A 15,247-nucleotide genomic window follows, 5' to 3' on the forward strand; every position below is an offset into this window, starting at 1 on the left:
GTGAGCCGGGCGTACGGGGTTATCCGGAGCGTGCGACTCCTTCGGCGGGGACTGTGCCGGGCGGGGCGGCCCCGCCCGGCACAGTCCCCGCCGGTGGTGCCGCTGGTCTGTGGGTTCGTCTGTCGGTTCGCTGTCGGAAGGGCACGGTCGATGTCGTTGCTGTCGGGTCTGCCGGGTGTGCCGGGTCTGCGTCTGCCGGTGTCTCCGCCGGCCGCTCTGGTGCCGCAGGGGGTGATGGCCGGAGCGCGCGGGGCGGTGGACACCGCCGGCAGGCTGGCCGGGCAGTTCATGGGACTGTCGCGCCGGGCCGTGTGGTCCCGGCCGGGGCGCTGCTACATCACCGTCCACGGGATCAACGCCCCCGAGGGCGAGCGGACCGCCCGGCGCGTGGAACGGGTCCTGGAGCGGCATCCCGGGGTGCTGTGGGCGCGGGTGAACGCGCCGTCGGGGCGGGTGGTGGTGGCACTGGAGTCCCCGCCGCCGCCCGAACGCGAACTGGTGGTGCTGGTGGAGCGCGCCGAGGGGCACGTCCCCTGCGCGGACGAGGAGCACGAGGAGTGGTGCCAGGAGCCGCACCACCCCTGCGAGGGGCCTCGGACCGGCCAGTCCGTCACCGCCCTGACCGCCGACCTGGTGGGGCTGGGGCTGTCCACGCTCAACCGGGTGGCCCCCTGGACACCGCTGCCGCCCGAGGTGGCCGCCCTCACCGGGGCCGTCGCCCGCCACCCGCGGCTGCGGCAACTGGTCGCCAGGGGGCTGCACGACCCGCAGCAGGCCGACTCCCTGCTGCCGGTCCTCACCGCCCTGACCCAGGGCGTGGCCACGCGCGGCGGCGGCCTCGTGCTCGACGTCGTGGAGCGCATGGCGCAGTGGCGGGAGGCCGGGGCGTACCGCAGGGCGTGGGAGGAGGCCGAGGCGAGGCTGGTGGGCAGCCCCGGGGACGCGGCGGCCGGCCCGGTCGCGGTGGAGCGGCCCGTGCCCCCGCCCCGTGACGCCGTCGACCGCTACGTCGAGCGTTCGACGGCGCTGACGGCCGCGGCCGGGGCGGCGACCGCGCCGTTCGCCGGACCGCGGCGCGGGCTGGCGGTGGCGCTCTCCGGTGTGCCCAAGGCCCCGGACGCGGGCCGGGAGGGCTTCGCCACCACGCTCGGCCGCGCCCTGGCGCTGCGGGGGGCGACCGTCATGGACCGGAGCGTGCTGCGCAGGCTGGGTCAGACGGACACCGTCGTACTGGACGAGGAGGCGCTCAGCGGCAGCCACCACGAACTGGCCGACCTGGTGCCGCTGGAGGGGGCCGGACCCCGGGAGGCCGCCGAGCGGGTCTTCGCGCTCTTCGTTCCCGAGAGGGTCGGCGAAACACATCGCGACGAGGACGGCTGGGTCCTGGGGCCGCTGGAGGAACTGGAGCTGACCGGACGCAGGGGGGTGCGGGCGGCGGCCCGGCTGCGCAGGCAGGGCAGCGAGAGCGTCCTGGGTCTGGCCCGGGGCAGGCGGCTGGCGGCCGTCGCCGGCCTGGCCCGGCAGAAGGCCCCGGGCGCGGACGCGGTGGCGGCCGCGGCCCGCCGCGCCGGGGTACGCGTGGTGCTGGCCGGTACCCGCCCGGAACCGGCGTTCGGCTTCGCCGACGCCGTCGTCCCCGGCGGCGACCGCCTCACCGCGTCCCTGCGCGGGCTGCAGGCGGACGGCGCGGTGGTGCTGCTGCTGTCGGGCGACCGGCGGGCGCTGGCCGCCGCCGACTGCGGAATCGGCGTGCACCGCGAGGGCGAGCCGCCGGCCTGGGGCGCGCACATCCTGGTCGGTACCGACCTGGAGTCGGCCGGTCTGATCGTGGACGCGGTCGGGGTGGCCGCCCAGGTCGACCGGGAGAGCCGGTTCCTGGCCGCGGGCGGCAGCGGCGTCGGCGCCGTCGCCGCCCTCCAGGCGCCTCCCGACCGGGCGACGGCCCGGGGTGCCGCGGCGGGCACCAGCGCCGGGACCGCGGCGTTCTGCCTGGGCACCTGGCGGGTCCGGCAACTGCTGTCCCGCCCGGTCACTCCGCCGGTGGAGACCACCCCCTGGCACTTGATGCCCGCCGACCGCGCCCTGGAGCGGCTGGGCAGCGCCGAGGAGGGCCTGACCAGGCAGGAGGCCGAGCGTCGGGCGGGCCGGGACACCACATCCGAGCAGCCGGCGCGCATCGGCCTGCCGGCCGCGTTCATCGAGGAACTGGCCAACCCGCTCACCCCGGTGCTCGCGGCGGGCGCAGCCCTGTCGGCGGCCGTGGGCTCGCGCACCGACGCGGTGCTGGTGGCCGGCATCACCGGCGTGTCAGCCCTGGTGGGCGCCGTCCAGCGGGTCAGGACGGACAAGGCGCTGGAGGAGCTGTTCGCCCGCTCGGCGATCGGCGCGCGGGTGCGGCGCGGCGGGGCCGAACGCCTGGTGGCCGCGGGGGACCTGGTGCCCGGGGACGTGGTGGTGCTGCGCTCCCAGGAGGTCGTCCCGGCCGACTGCCGGCTGCTGCGGGGGGATGGGCTGGAGGTCGACGAGTCCTCGCTGACCGGCGAGTCCCTGCCGGTGGCCAAGGATCCGGCACCGGTGGTCGCCGCGCAGATCGCCGACCGCCGCTCGATGCTCTACGAGGGCACCACCGTCTCGGCGGGCACCGCGGTGGCCGTCGTGGTGGCCACCGGATCGGCCACCGAGGTCGGGCGGAGCCTGGCCACCGCCCGCCAGAAGGCACCCGACACCGGGGTGGAGTCGCGGCTGCACGCCCTGACGAAGACCAGCCTGCCGCTGGCACTCGGCTCGGCCGCCGCAGTCGCCGGATCCGGGCTGCTGCACGGCCGCCCCCTGACGGATACGCTCGCCTCGGCGGTGAACCTGGCCGTCGCCTCCGTGCCGGAGGGCCTGCCGCTGCTGGTCAACGCGGCCCAACTCGCCGCCGCCCGCCGCCTGGCCGACCACGGCGCGCTGGTGCGCAACCCCCGCACCATCGAGGCGCTCGGCCGCGCCGACGTGCTCTGCTTCGACAAGACCGGCACCCTCACCGAGGGCGATCTGCAGCTCGCCGCCGTCAGCGACGGCCGGCGCGAGCTGCCCGCCGACCGGCTCGACGCCGCCCGCAAGCAGATCCTGGGCGCCGCGCTGCGCGCCACCCCGCCGGCCCGCGCCTCCGAACCCATGGAGCACCAGACCGACCGCGCGGTGGTCGCCGGGGCCCGGCGCGCGAAGGTGGCCGTACGCCAGGGGGCGTCGCAGTGGCGGCGCACCGACGCCCTGCCGTTCGAGCCGTCCCGCGCCTACCACGCCACCGCCGGCCGGACCTCGCGCGGAATGCTGCTCAGCGTCAAGGGCGCGCCCGAGAACGTGCTGGAGCGCTGCACCCGGCTGCGGGAGGGGAGCGGCGGCAGGGACGCCGGGAAGAACGCCGGGAAGGAGAAGGAGCTCGACAAGGCGGCCCGTGAGCGCCTGACCGGCGCGGCCGAGGAACTCGCCGGCGCCGGGCGGCGGGTGCTGGCCGTTGCGGAGCGCCCGCTGAACGAGGAGGAGGACCTCACCGACGAGGCCGTCGCCGGCCTGACGTTCCTCGGCTTCGTCGCCCTCGCCGACCCGGTGCGCTCCTCGGCCGCGCCGGCCACCGCGCGGCTGCGGGCGGCCGGGGTGCAGACGGTGATGCTCACCGGCGACCACCCCGCGACCGCGGACGCCATCGCGGCCACCGTCAGCGAGGACCCCGACCAGAAGGTGTGCACGGGAGCCGAGATCGACGAACTGAGCGACGACGAGCTCGACGGACTGCTGCCCACGCTGGACGTCATCGCCCGGTGCAGCCCCCACCACAAGGTCCGCATCGTCCAGGCCTACCAGCGCATCGGCCGGGTGGTGGCGATGACCGGGGACGGCGCCAACGACGCCCCGGCCATCCGGCTGGCGGACGTGGGCATCGCGCTGGGGCGGCGCGGCACGCCCGCCGCGACCGCGGCCGCCGACCTGGTCGTCGGTGACGACCGGCTGGAGACGATCATCGCCGCGCTGCTGGAGGGCCGCGCGATGTGGGGCTCGGTGCGCGACGCGCTGGCCATCCTCGTCGGCGGCAACCTCGGAGAGGTGGCCTTCAGCGTGCTGGCCGCGGCACTCACCGGCAGTTCCCCCCTGAACGCCCGTCAGATCATGCTCGTCAACCTCCTCACCGACCTCGCCCCGGCGCTGGCCATCGCGGTGCGCGAACCGGCGACGGAGGCCGGCGAGCGGCTGCTGAGCGAGGGCCCGGACCGCTCCCTGGGGGCCGGTCTGAGCCAGGAGGTGCTGCTGCGCGGTGCCACCACCACGCTCGGCGCCGGGCTGGCCTGGGGCGCGGCCAGGCTCACCGGTCGGGGACGGCGCGCCGGCACGGTGGCCCTGGCCTCGGTGGTGGGCACCCAGCTCGCGCAGACGCTGCTCACCGGCGGGCTGGACCGCAACGTGCTGACGGCCGGGATCGGTTCGGCCGCGGCCCTGGTGGGGGTCATCCAGACACCCGGGGTCAGCCAGTTCTTCGGCTGTACCCCGCTCGGCCCCGTCGCCTGGGGCATCACCCTCGGATCGATCACCACGGCCACGCTGCTGGGGGCCGCCGCGGCCCCGGTGGTGCGCAGGCTGGCGCCGGAGTCGGCGCAGTGGGCCCCGCCGGAGTCGGCCGGGGAGCCGGCGGGGGACTCGGAGTCGTCGGACCGGCCGGTGGAGTGAGCCCGCGCGCGGTGGGGGAGTACGGCATGCCGTACTCCCCCACCGCGCGCATGAGAGAACCGCGGCCCGTGACCAACCTGGAGGTGGTCACGGGCCGCGGCCACATGACAGGGGGTGAGGAGCCCCCTCGCGGTTCGCAGGACCGGATCAGAGCTGGCCGCGCCAGGCGCCCGTCTCCGCGCCACGCTTCTCGATGAACTCCTTGAACCGCTTCAGGTCGCCCTTGGCGCGGTGGCGCACCACGCCGAGCTTGTCGCCGACGGTCTCCGCCGCGCCCTCGGGGTCGTGGTCCATCTGGAGCATCACCTTGGTCGTGCTGTCGTCCAGCCGGTGGAAGGTGACCACACCGGCCTGCCCGGCCTCGCCGTCGACCGTCGTCCACGCCACCCGCTCGTCCGGGATCTGCTCGGTGATACGGGCGTCGAACTCCCTCTCGGCACCGGCGACCTTCGTCACCCAGCGGGTCAGTGTGTCGTCCTTCTGCTCGACCCGCTCGACGCCTTCCATGAACTCGGGGAAGCTCTCGAACTGGGTCCACTGGTTGTACGCGGTGCGCACCGGCACGCGGACCTCGATCGACTCCTCGACGTGAGACATCCGGCATCCCTTCTCTCGCTGTGATGACTGGTATGTGACGCTTTGTGTCGTTGTCTCACGCGTACCCGGAAGGGATACGGCCATGCGGGTGTGTTCGGTGAACGTCCGTCAGCCCCCGCGGGCTCCTCCGACGGGCTGTCAGGGCAGCGGCGTCCCACCGGTGGCGTTGACGACCTCGGCGGTGATGTAACTCGCCTCCTGGGACGCCAGGAAGACATAGGCCGGGGCCAGTTCGGCGGGCTGGGCCGGCCGGCCCAGCGGGGACTGCTTGCCGAACTCCGAGGTGCCGGGCATCGTCGCGGGGATCAGCGGGGTCCACACCGGCCCCGGCGCGACGGCGTTGACCCGGATGCCCCGCTCGGCCAGGTACTGGGCGAGCCCCTGGGTGAAGGTGACGATGGCGCCCTTGGTCATGGCGTAGTCGAGCAGGTGGGGGCTGGGCTTGTAGCCCTGCACCGAGGTGGTGTTGATGATGCTGCCGCCCGGGGGGATGTGGGGCAGGGACAGCTTGGACAGCCAGAACATGCCGTAGAGGTTGGTGTGCATCGTCCGGTCGAACTGCTCGGTGTCGATGCCCTCGATGCTCTCGGGCTGTGCCATCTGGAAGGCCGCGTTGTTCACCAGGACGTCGATGCGTCCGAACTCCGCCACCGCCCGGTCCACCAGCCGGCGGCACTCGGACTCCTCGCGGATGTCGCACAGCAGGGGCACGGCCTTCCGGCCGGCCTCCTCGACCAGCCGCGCCGTCTCCCGGGCGTCCTTCTCCTCCTCGGCGAGATAGGTGAACAGCACGTCCGCGCCCTCCCGCGCGAAGGCGAGGGCCACGGCGCGTCCGATGCCCGAGTCGCCGCCGGTGACGACCGTCTTCCGGTCCGTCAGGCGGCCGCTGCCCCGGTAGGACGACTCGCCGTGGTCGGGCTCCGGCTCCATCCGCCCGGTCAGGCCGGGGTGCGGCTGGTCCTGCTGGGGGAACTCCGGCCGCGGGTGCTGCCGGGTGGGGTCCTGCTGCTCCTGGTCGTTCATGTCCGCCTTCTTCTCCGTCTCTCGGTGTCGCCGGTTCCCCGGCTCCCTTCCCCGCCGCCGCGATCGCGGCGGCCGCCGGGCCGCGGTGCCGCGCCACCCGCCCCGGAAGACGCCGCACCCGCCCGGAGCCCTCGGGCTCCGGGCGGGTGCGGCGTCCGGGGGGACGCGGTCGTCCGCCCGTCCCCGGCGGGAGGCGCGCCCGGGCCGTCGCCGTCAGGTGCGGTGGCCGGTGTCCTCGACGCCCAGTCCGAGTGCCCGGGCGATGTCCTGGACGTTCCGGAACTCCTGCCCGGCCGGCAGCCTCTGCGCCAGGCTCAGCAGCCGGTCGGGGGCGTTGTTCTCACGCAGTTTGCCGAGCACGGCGTCGCGGTCGGCCGGGTAGAGCCCCAGGCCCAGGTGCCGGGCCAGCTCACTGCGCACCTCGACGTCGTTCTGGTCCATCCCCGCAGGCGTGCCGCCGGTGAGTACGGTGTTCGGCGCGCGGTCCACATCGGGCTGGTCCTCGCCCGAGGGCTGGAGCTCCTGGTCCTCCTCCATGCGGAGCGACCGGCCCGCGCGGAGTTCGCCCTCCATCTCGTGCTTGAGCTCGTCGTCCCGGGCGGGGCCGGTCTTGTTCTTCCCGTGCGTGGCCATCTCGTCCTCCCGAAAGGTCGAAGCGCTGGTCGGCGGCGTGCGCCGACGTGGGGACCGCGTTCCCGGGGATGTCTGGATTACACCGTTTGTATATCTTTTGCGTCCGGCTCCGCGGTCACCCCATGTCACCGCGCCGCTCCGTCGAGGCATCGGCGATGTCCCTGCGCCCGACGTTCTCGGCCTGGTCGATGGCCGCGACGTCCGGGTGGTGCAGGTCGAACGCCGGGGACTCGGAGCGGACCTTCGGCAGGGTGACGAAGTTGTGCCGCGGCGGCGGGCAGGAGGTCGCCCACTCCAGCGAGCGGCCGTAGCCCCACGGGTCGTCCACGGCGGCCTTCGGCGCGTACTTCGCCGTCTTCCAGACGTTGTACCAGAACACCAGGACCGACAAGCCCAGCAGGAACGAGCCGATGGTGGAGACCGTGTTCAGCGCGGTGAAGCCGTCGGCCGCCAGGTAGTCGACGTACCGGCGCGGCATGCCCTCCGCGCCCAGCCAGTGCTGGACCAGGAAGGTCATGTGGAAGCCCACGAACAGCACCCAGAAGGTGATCTTGCCCAGCCGTTCGTCGAGCATCTTCCCGGTGAACTTCGGCCACCAGAAGTGGAAGCCGGCGAACATCGCGAAGACGACCGTGCCGAAGACCACGTAGTGGAAGTGCGCCACCACGAAGTAGGAGTCGGTCACATGCCAGTCCATCGGCGGGGAGGCCAGGATGACGCCGGTCAGACCGCCGAAGAGGAAGGTGACCAGGAAGCCGGCCGCCCAGAGCATCGGCGTCTCGAAGCTCAGCGAGCCCTTCCACATCGTGCCGATCCAGTTGAAGAACTTCACGCCGGTGGGCACCGCGATCAGGAAGGACATGAAGGAGAAGAACGGCAGCAGCACACCGCCGGTGGCGAACATGTGGTGCGCCCACACGGTGATCGACAGACCGGTGATGGCGATGGTGGCGCCGATCAGGCCGATGTAGCCGAAGATCGGCTTGCGGCTGAAGACCGGGATGACCTCGGAGATGATGCCGAAGAACGGCAGCGCGATGATGTAGACCTCGGGGTGGCCGAAGAACCAGAACAGGTGCTGCCACAGCAGCGCGCCGCCGTTGGACGGGTCGAAGATGTGCGACTGGAACACCCGGTCCGACTCCAGGGCGAACAGCGCCGCCGCCAGCGGCGGGAAGGCCAGCAGGATCAGCACACTGGTCAGCAGCACGTTCCAGGTGAAGATCGGCATCCGGAACATCGTCATGCCGGGTGCGCGCATGCAGATGATCGTGGTGATGAAGTTGACCGCGCCCAGGATCGTGCCGAAGCCGCCCAGACCGAAGCCCATGATCCACAGATCGCCGCCGACCTGGGGCGTGCGGGTGTCGTCCGACAGCGGCGTGTACGCGGTCCAGCCGAAGTCGGCCGCGCCGTCGGGTGTGAGGTAGGAGGAGAGCGCGATCAGTCCGCCGAAGAGGTACAGCCAGTAGGCGAGCATGTTCAGCCGCGGGAACGCCACGTCGGGCGCGCCGACCTGCAGTGGCATGATCCAGTTCGCGAAGCCGGCGAACAGTGGGGTGGCGAACAGCAGCAGCATGATCGCGCCGTGCATCGTGAACGACTGGTTGTACTGGTAGTTGGAGAGGATCTGCGTGCCCGGGCGGGCCAGTTCGGCCCGGATCAGCAGGGCCAGCACGCCGGCGACCGTGAAGAAGCCGAAGGAGCTGATGAGGTAGAGGGTGCCGATCTTCTTGTGGTCGGTGGTGGTCAGCCACTCGACCACAACCGCCCCCACGCTTTTCTTCCGCTCCCGCGCCCGCTTCGGCTCGTCCGTCCGCAGTGCCATGCCCGTGTCCTCTCGACCCACCAGCTCCGACCGGTGCCCCGGCGGCGACGCCTGTCCGGCGCGCACCCGCGGCCTCGGTTCCCGTCCTCTACACGGGCGGTCTCGTCCGACGGGCCGCCCCGACGTGGATAACACCGCCGCCCGGCTCCACCGGCTTTTGACCCTTCGGTGGGCGTGTGGAACGAATGCCGCGGTCGTGTCCTCCGTCTTGTGTCCTACGCGCGCGGGCCGTCGGCCGCAACGGCGCCCTCCGGGCGTCCGGAATCCGAAGCGGCCGCGGCACGGCGGCCGGGACCCGGGGAGACGGCCGTACGCGCTCCGCCCCTCTCGCCGGGCGCCTCGCGGCCGTGTGGGCCGGCCGGGGTGAACCACAGCAGCCATGCCGCGAACGCCGCGCCGGTACCCAGCAGGACGGTGAGGACACAGGTGCTCAGCACCTCGGGGGAGGGGGCGAAAGAGGCCGTCAGGTCATAGGCGATGTGCCCGGCGACCAGCGGAGTGAGCCTGCGGCAGCGCAGGTAGAGCAGGAGGGCACACGAGCCGAGCAGTACCAGTGCGACGCCGGGCACGCCCAGGTACAGGTGCGCCGCCACCCGCAGCAGCAGGCTGATCGCGCAGGCCGCCCACAGCGGGCGGCCCGCCGCGCGGCTCAGTACCACGACGGCGCCCACCAGCACCATCTCCTCGGCGACGCCCGTGAAAAGGACGTTGGCCATCATGTCCGCGGGGCCGCTCCAGCCCAGGGCCGCGCTCTGGGCGCGGTCCAGGACGGGCAGCCAGGGCGCGGCCTCCGGCAGACCTATCCGGAGGCCCGCCATCCAGGTGACGGTGGTGTAGGCGAGGACGAAGACCGCCCCGAAGACCATCGCGGCCGTCAGCCGTTCGGCGGCGGGGTGCGCACCGGACGGACCGACCCCCGGCCCGCGCCACCCGGCCCCGTGCCGCGCCGCCAACTCGCCGCAGAGCCAGGCCAGCAGAACGGTGGTGGCGACGCTGCCCACCACCCCCTGGGCCTCACCGGCCCGTACGAGATCGGCGACGCGGGCGGCACCGGCCACGGCCACCACGGCGAGGGCGGCACCACGCCGCCGCGGCGCGCCGCGCTTTGTGAGCAGCCCGGCCAGCCGGCAGCCCGCGGCCAGCGAGCACAGCAGCCGCAGCCACGGAAGCACCGCGCCGGACCACCCGTCCACCGGTGCGCCGGAAAGCCGGGCGAAGTCGAGCACCGATCCGGTGAGCGGCACCGCGCACGCCACCAGCAGCAGCCCCCACAGATCGCGTTCGGCCCGCCGCGCGCCGGCGGTACGCGCGGGGCGGCGGGCCGGGCCGGGCACGGTGGTGTTCGGCGGGATGTGGGCCACGGGCGTGTCTCCCGTACGTCGGCGTCGGCGGATGGCCGCGCTGTCGAGAAATGCTGGGACGGCTCTCCTTTCCGGGTAGCCGGTCACGGGCGGCCGACACCTGCGAAGGCGGCATCCGGCCACGGAGCCCCGCGGAGGCGGCTGCGGGAGTCGTCTCGCGAACGGCCGCAAGGGGGAGCGACCGTGAGGCCGTGTCAGGGAGCGAGCGGCACCGCGCCCGCCGTCCCGTCCCCGCCGTCCGCCCGGCTGCCTCCGCCTCCGGCGGAGCCCGGACGCACAGGCTCAGAACACGTCCAGGGGGACATCGGGAACGGTGCCCGGCGCCTGCTCGGTCCAGATGGTCTTGCCGGAAGGGGTGTAGCGGCTGCCCCAGCGGTGTGCGAGCTGGGCGATGAGGAACAGACCGCGGCCGCCCTCGTCGGTCAGGCGGGCACGGCGCAGATGGGGCTGGGTCTGGCTGGGATCGGACACCTCGCAGATCAGGGTCTTGTCCCTGATCAGCCGCAGCCCGATGGGGGAGCCGGCGTAACGGATGGCGTTGGTCACCAGTTCGCTGACGATCAGTTCGGTGGTGAAGGCCATCTCCTCCAGACCCCAGGCGGTGAGCTGGGCGGTGACCAGCTCGCGGGCCTGGCCGACGACGGTCGGGTCGGCGGTGAACCGCCAGGCCACGGTGGCGCCTTCCGGCAGTGCTCGCACCCGGGCGACGAGAAGGGCGATGTCGTCGGCCGCGGGTTCGGTCAGGACGCGGTCGACGGCGGTGTGTCCGATGTCGGCGGGGGAGCCGCCGGCCTCCACCGCGGCGTGCAGGCTCTCGCGCAGCCGCCGCGTCAGGCCCTCGGAGGACGCCTCGTCGTGGGCCACCAACTGGTTGGTGTAGAAGGCCAGTACGCTGTCCGGGCCCAGGTGGAGTTCGACGGGCTCGAAGGGCATGCCGCCCACCCCGAGGGCGGGACCGGGCTTGAGGTCCACGTGGCGGGTGCGCCCTTCGGCACTGGTCAGGATCGGCGGCGGATGGCCGGCGCTGGCCATCGCGCAGCGCCCGGTGACCGGGTCGTAGACGCAGTACAGGCAGCTCGCCCCCACGACTCCGCCCGTGCTGCCGTCCGGCTGCGGTTCGGTGTAGGACAGGCGGGTGGCCAGATCGTCGAGGTGGGTGAGGAGCTCCTCCGGAGGGAGATCGAGGTCGGCGAGGGTCTGCACGGCGGTGCGCAGCCGGCCCATGGTGGCCGTCGCGCCCAGCCCGTGCCCGGCCACGTCGCCGATGACGAACGCGACCCGTGCGGAGGACAGGGGGATGACGTCGTACCAGCTCCCGCCGATTCCCGCGGCGGTGCCGGCCGGTACGTAGGTCCCGGCGGTCTCGGCCGCGGTGAACTCCACTCCGGCCGGGGGCAGCAGACTGCGCTGCAGCGTCTCCACGGTGCGCAGCTCGGAGGTGTAGCGGCGGGAGTTCTCCACGCTGAGCGCGGCCCGGGAGGCGATCTCCTCCGCCAGGGGGACGTCGTTCATCCCGAAGGGGAGCCGGTCCCGGCCGCGCCACAGGCCCAGCACGCCCAGTACCCGCCCCCGGGCGCGCAGCGGGACGATCAGTGCCGAGGCGGCCCCCTCCGGGAACAGCAGCCGCTGCCGCTCCGGGTCGGGAGCCAGCCGCTTTGCCAGGTCGGCCAGGTCGGGCACGAGGACGGCCTGGCCGTCGCGGAGGGCGTCGCTCTCCAGATCCCTGGCGTGGATGGGATCCCCGCGCTGGTACATCCCGGCGGGCCAGGCGCCGCCCGCCGGAGCCACCGCGATCCGGCGCAACGGCGTCCCGGGGGAGAAGGCCCCGGGCTCATCACCCTGCAACACCTTCTCCACCAGGTCCACACAGGCCAGGTTCGCGAAGTCGGGCACCAGGACGCGGGTCAGCTCCTCGGAGTTGCGGGCGATGTCCAGGGTCTGCCCCAGCCGCGCCGCGGCGGCGTGCAGGAGGGCCAGCCGCCGCCGCGCGGTGTGCTGCTCGGTGACGTCGGTGAAGACCGCGGCGACCCCGATGGCGCGGCCGTGGCTGTCCTCGAGCCGGAAGGCCGAGGAGGACAGGATCCGCTCCTGGTCGGGAGCGTTCAGGCGCCGCGCCGAGTGCTCCCAGTCGATGACCGCCTCGCCGGTCCGCAGGACCCGCCGCCACCGCTCCTCGACCGCGGCGGCGTCCTCCGGCACGAGGATCGACCGCAGGTCCCGGCCGGGCACGTGCTGCCAGGGCTCCGCGGCCAGGGGGACGCCGAAGAACTCCGAACCGAGGTTCGCGCGGGTCGTGCGCAGTTCGGTGTCGTGGACCACCAGGCCGATACGGCTCTGGCCGAACAGCGCGCGGATGAGCGACTGGTCCTCCGTCCAGCGCCGCCCGGCGGCGGACGGAGCGGCGCACACCAGGAAGCGCGCCTCGCCGTCGGCGGGCAGCGGCAGCACCTCGGCGTCCACCTCGACCGGCGTGCCGTCCCGGTGGCGCAGGGTCGTGCGCAGCTCCAGGGGCTCGGAGCCGGGGTGGCCGGCTGCTCTGCCCCAGGGCCCGGGGTCGGTGGCGAACTCCGTCATCGGCCGTCCGCGGACCTGGCCGGCCGAGCGGCCGATCAGGTCCAGCACGCCGGCGGTGCACTGCAGCACGGCCCCGTCCCCGTCCAGCACGAACACCACCGCGCCGCCCCGCGCGGGGCCGGCACCGGCGTCGTGGCGATCTGTGGTCGGGTTCACTCGGCTGCCTCGCTCCATGGGAGTGCGACGCTACTTTCGGCCATTCAACCCCGACCGGAGCCTGTGCGCATGACGACGGCCGTCCGCGTACCGGCCCTGCGGGGCGCATACCGCGAGGACGGACGGTTACCCCGTGAGTCGGGCGGGGAATCGCTTTGCCGCCCACGTGCCACCGGAAGGCGGCGGAGGACGGCCGGGGACGGCGGACGGCGGGAGGAGAGACCATGACGGAGGGTCCGGAGCCGGTTCCGGTCCTGTACACGGTGGGGCACGGCACGGCCGGCCGGGAGAGACTGGCCGGGCTGCTCGCGGAAGCGGGCGTCACCCTGGTGGTGGACGTGCGCACCGCCCCGGGCAGCCGCCGCGACCCGGACCTCGCCCGGGACAGGCTCGCGCGGTGGCTGCCCGAACACGGCATCGGCTACCGCTGGGAGAAACCGCTGGGCGGTTTCCGCAGGCCCCCGGCCGACTCGCCCGACACCGTGTGGCGCAACGCCTCCTTCCGGGGATACGCCGCCCACACCCGGGCCCCCTCCTTCCGGGAGGCGCTGGACGGGGTGCTGAGGGACGCCGCACGGAACACCGCGGCGGTCATGTGCTCCGAGTCGGTGTGGTGGCGCTGCCACCGCCGGCTGATCGCCGACGCCGCGGTCCTGACCGCGGGAGCGGACGTCCTGCACCTGATGCACGACGGCAGGTTGATGCCGCACCGGCCGACGCCGGGAGCGCGGTTGCGGGAGGACGGTCTGCTCGTCTACGACGATCCGGCCGCCGCCGACGGGGACCGGTGACGGCCCCGCACCGGCGGCGGGCCGGCGTGGGGCCGGGGTCAGACCACCGTCCACAGGCCCAGGGCGATCAGGAACGCCGACAGGCCCAGGGTCGTCTCCATCACCGTCCAGGTCCGCAGGGTGGTCTTGACGTCCATCCCGAAGAAGCGGCTCACCAGCCAGAAGCCGGAGTCGTTCACATGTGAGAGCACCGTCGCGCCCGCCGCGACGGCCACCACCAGCAAGGTGAGCTTCAGATCGCTCAGCTCCGCGGCGCGGGCCGCCCCGGCGATCAGGCCGGAGGCGGTGGTCAGGGCTACCGTGGCCGAGCCCTGGGCGACGCGCAGCAGGGTGGCGATCACGAACGCCTGGACGATCAGGGACATGCCCAGGCCGGACAGGGAGTCGCTGAGTGCGCTCCCGATGCCGGACAGTTCCAGCACACCGCCGAACATGCCGCCCGCGCCGGTGATCAGGATGATGGAGCAGATCGGCCCGAGGGCGCCGTCGATGATGTCGCCGACCTTCCCCATCGGGGCGCGCGGCCGCCCCAGCACGAGGATCGCGGCTATGACGGTGATCAGCAGGGCGACCGGGGTGAAGCCCAGCAGGCCCAGGAACTCCGCCCAGTCCTCGCCCTCGTCGATGACGCCCGCGGTGGCCAGCGTGCTCAGGACGGTGTCGAAGGAGATCAGCACCAGCGGGATCAGCAGCAGGCCGAGGACCGTGCCGAAGGACGGCGGCCGCTCGCCGAGCCGCCCCTCGCCGGTGCCGTTCGCGCGATCCCCCTCGCCGCGCCCGTCGGCGTCGCGCACCTCGCCGAAGACCACGTCGGGCAGCGACACGTGTATGCGGGAGCCGAGGAAGCGGGAGACCAGCAGGACGCCGACATACCACGACGCCACTGCGACCGGGAGGCCCACCAGCAGGGTGAGCCCGATGTCCGCGCCGAGCACCTCGGATGCGGCGACCGGCCCCGGGTGGGGCGGGACGATGGCGTGCATGGCGGCGAAGGCGCCGGCCGCGGGCAGGGCGTACAGCAGCAGCGAACCGCCGAAGCGCCGGGCCACGGTCAGGATGATGGGCAGGAACACCACCAGCCCGGCGTCGAAGAAGATCGGGAAGCCGAAGAGGAGCGCGGCCGCGCCCAGCGCCAGCGGGGCCCGTCGCTCCCCGAAGCGGTTGATCAGGGTGTCGGCCAGTACCTGGGCGCCGCCGGTGATCTCCAGCAGCCGGCCGAGCATCACCCCGAAGGCGACCAGGAGGGCCACCGAGCCGATGGTGTCGGCGAAGCCGAACATCAGCACGTCGGGGATGTCGGCCAGGGGGAAACCGACCGTGATCGCGGTCACCGCACTCACCAGGACCAGCGAAACGAAGGCGTGCAGTCTCACCTTCATGATCAGGAACAGCAGCAGGGCCACGGCGCCTGCGGCTATCAGCAGCAGTGTCGTCGTTCCGTAGGCCGGGTCGATCGCTTCCACGAACCACTCCGTTTTCGTGTTCGCATCGCCGGTCGCCTCGCCCGCGACGGCCGGCGGCTGTCAGAGACACCGTCACCCTGCCCCGGCGTGCTCCCTCCGACACGTGAGCAGCGGAGG

At 73.6% G+C, this 15,247-nt stretch carries 9 protein-coding genes; 2 read left to right on the plus strand and 7 right to left on the minus strand.

All coding sequences use genetic code 11. The annotated features are described in order from the left end of the window. The first annotated feature begins 150 nt into the window (after positions 1-150). On the plus strand, positions 151-4,704 hold the full coding sequence (locus ACGRHY_RS23765; RefSeq protein WP_394637339.1) for a cation-translocating P-type ATPase: 4,554 nt from the start codon (positions 151-153) through the stop codon (positions 4,702-4,704). Positions 4,705-4,851: 147 nt separating this feature from the next. Here the strand turns inward: ACGRHY_RS23765 and ACGRHY_RS23770 are convergent, their stop codons facing one another. The 6 genes from ACGRHY_RS23770 to ACGRHY_RS23795 all read right to left on the minus strand — a co-directional run bounded on the left by ACGRHY_RS23770 (position 4,852) and on the right by ACGRHY_RS23795 (position 12,876). Next, positions 4,852-5,301, minus strand: coding sequence for an SRPBCC family protein (locus ACGRHY_RS23770; protein ID WP_394637340.1), 450 nt, complete (start codon positions 5,299-5,301; stop codon positions 4,852-4,854). A 138-nt stretch (positions 5,302-5,439) separates the two neighbouring features. Then, entirely contained in the window at positions 5,440-6,324 is an 885-nt protein-coding gene (locus ACGRHY_RS23775) for an SDR family oxidoreductase (RefSeq protein WP_394637341.1), read from the minus strand. 213 nt (positions 6,325-6,537) lie between these two features. After that, entirely contained in the window at positions 6,538-6,957 is a 420-nt protein-coding gene (locus tag ACGRHY_RS23780) for a DUF2795 domain-containing protein (protein ID WP_394637342.1), read from the minus strand. 115 nt (positions 6,958-7,072) lie between these two features. Beyond that, entirely contained in the window at positions 7,073-8,785 is a 1,713-nt protein-coding gene (ctaD, locus tag ACGRHY_RS23785) for an aa3-type cytochrome oxidase subunit I (protein ID WP_394637343.1), read from the minus strand. Positions 8,786-9,000: 215 nt separating this feature from the next. After that, a complete protein-coding gene (locus ACGRHY_RS23790; RefSeq protein ID WP_394637344.1) occupies positions 9,001-10,146 on the minus strand; it encodes a CPBP family glutamic-type intramembrane protease in 1,146 nt (381 codons plus the stop codon). A 282-nt stretch (positions 10,147-10,428) separates the two neighbouring features. Further along, the gene (locus ACGRHY_RS23795; RefSeq protein WP_394637345.1) at positions 10,429-12,876 is read right to left on the minus strand and encodes a SpoIIE family protein phosphatase; all 2,448 of its coding nucleotides are present in this window, start codon (positions 12,874-12,876) and stop codon (positions 10,429-10,431) included. Positions 12,877-13,100: 224 nt separating this feature from the next. Here ACGRHY_RS23795 and ACGRHY_RS23800 point away from each other — a divergent pair, with 224 nt between their 5' ends. After that, the gene (locus ACGRHY_RS23800; RefSeq protein WP_394637346.1) at positions 13,101-13,667 is read left to right on the plus strand and encodes a DUF488 domain-containing protein; all 567 of its coding nucleotides are present in this window, start codon (positions 13,101-13,103) and stop codon (positions 13,665-13,667) included. A 38-nt stretch (positions 13,668-13,705) separates the two neighbouring features. On the opposite strand, the gene ACGRHY_RS23805 is transcribed toward ACGRHY_RS23800, so the two are convergent. Then, entirely contained in the window at positions 13,706-15,130 is a 1,425-nt protein-coding gene (locus tag ACGRHY_RS23805) for a GntP family permease (RefSeq protein WP_394637347.1), read from the minus strand. Positions 15,131-15,247 lie beyond the last annotated feature (117 nt).

Origin of the sequence: Streptomyces shinuiensis (assembly GCF_043660855.1) — a bacterium.
Taxonomy (GTDB): domain Bacteria; phylum Actinomycetota; class Actinomycetes; order Streptomycetales; family Streptomycetaceae; genus Streptomyces.